3 protein-coding genes are annotated in these 1,623 nt (G+C 73.5%); all 3 read left to right on the forward strand.

Features of this window, described 5'->3' with window-relative positions; all coding sequences use genetic code 11:
• Positions 1-357: thiamine pyrophosphate-dependent enzyme (locus tag VGD85_RS06605; protein WP_331062654.1), on the forward strand; the 357-nt coding region annotated here is incomplete at its 5' end.
• Complete coding sequence (locus VGD85_RS06610; RefSeq protein ID WP_331062655.1) at positions 354-1,367, forward strand: alpha-ketoacid dehydrogenase subunit beta; 1,014 nt, start codon at positions 354-356, stop codon at positions 1,365-1,367. The genes VGD85_RS06605 and VGD85_RS06610, both read left to right, overlap by 4 nt.
• Positions 1,368-1,369: 2 nt before the next feature.
• Positions 1,370-1,623: biotin/lipoyl-containing protein (locus tag VGD85_RS06615; RefSeq protein WP_331062656.1), on the forward strand; the 254-nt coding region annotated here is incomplete at its 3' end.

A 1,623-nucleotide genomic window follows, 5' to 3' on the forward strand; every position in this document is an offset into this window, starting at 1 on the left:
GGCATGGACGCCGTCGCGGTGGCGGACGCCGCCGAGCAGGCGGTCGCCGAGATCCGCGGAGGCGGGGGCCCGGTGTTCCTGGAGCTGCGCACCTACCGGTTCCGCGCGCACTCGATGTACGACCCCGAGCGCTACCGCGACAAGGAGGAGGTGGCGCTGTGGCGGCAGCGCGACCCGATCGACCAGCTGGCCGCACGGCTGCGCGCCGACGGCGTCCTCGACGACGCCCAGTGGGACGCGATGCGCGCCGAGACGCTGGCGGCCGTGGACCGCGCCACCGAGGCCGCGGACGCCGCACCCCTCGAGCCGGTCGAGGACCTCACCCGCTTCGTGTACTCCGAGGAGGTCCGGTCATGACCACGACGACGACCGCGCGCGCGGCGACCACCACGCCCACCCGGACGACGTACCGCGAAGCCATGCGCGAGGCGATCCGCGACGCCCTGCGCCGCGACGAGCGGGTCTTCCTGATGGGCGAGGACGTCGGCCGTTACGGCGGCTGCTTCGCGGTCAGCCTCGGCCTGCTCGAGGAGTTCGGGCCCGAGCGCGTCCGCGACACCCCGCTGTCGGAGTCGGCGTTCGTCGGTGCCGGCATCGGCGCCGCCATCCAGGGCCTGCGCCCGATCGTCGAGGTGATGACGGTCAACTTCAGCCTGCTCGCCCTCGACCAGATCATGAACAACGCCGCCTCGCTGCTGCACATGTCCGGAGGGCAGTACGACGTGCCGCTGGTGATCCGGATGACGACCGGCGCCGGGCGCCAGCTCGCCGCCCAGCACTCCCACAGCCTCGAGGGCTGGTTCGCCCACATCCCGGGCCTGCGGATCGTGACGCCGGCGACCCTCGAGGACGCCCGCGGCATGCTGGCCGGGGCGCTCGCGGACCCCGATCCGGTCCTCCTCTTCGAGCACGGCTCGCTCTACACGATGAAGGGGCAGCTCGCCGCGGACGCCGGGGCGGTCGACATCGACCACGCCGCCGTACGCCGGAACGGCACCGACGTCTCGCTGATCACCTACGGCGGGATGCTGCCCCGGACCCTGGAGGCCGCCGAGGCGCTGGACGCCGAGGGCGTCTCCGCGGAGGTCGTCGACCTGCGGACCCTGCGCCCGCTCGACGACGCGACGATCACCGACTCCGTCCGCCGCACCCACCGCGCCGTCGTCGTCGACGAGGGCTGGCGCAGTGTCAGCCTGTCGGCCGAGATCGTCGCCCGGATCCAGGAGCAGGCCTTCTACGACCTCGACGCGCCGGTCGAGAGGGTCTGCTCCGCCGAGGTGCCGATGCCCTACGCGCGCCACCTCGAGCACGCCGCCCTGCCGCAGGTCGAGGACGTCGTGGCGGCCGCGCACCGGACCAAGGGCTGACGATGGCCGAGTTCACGATGCCCTCCCTCGGCGCCGACATGGACGAGGGCACGCTCCTGGAGTGGCTGGTGCACCCCGGCGACGAGGTCCACAAGGGCGACGTCCTCGCCGTCGTGGACACCTCCAAGTCGGCCGTCGAGGTGGAGTCGTTCGCCGCCGGCGTCGTCGAGGCGCTGCTGGTCGAGCCCGGCACCACCGTGCCGGTCGGCACCGTGCTCGCCACGCTCACCGAGGTGGGTGCGACACCGCGGCCGGC

The sequence above is a fragment of the Nocardioides sp. genome (assembly GCF_036401255.1).
In the GTDB taxonomy this organism is placed as follows: Bacteria; Actinomycetota; Actinomycetes; order Propionibacteriales; family Nocardioidaceae; genus Nocardioides.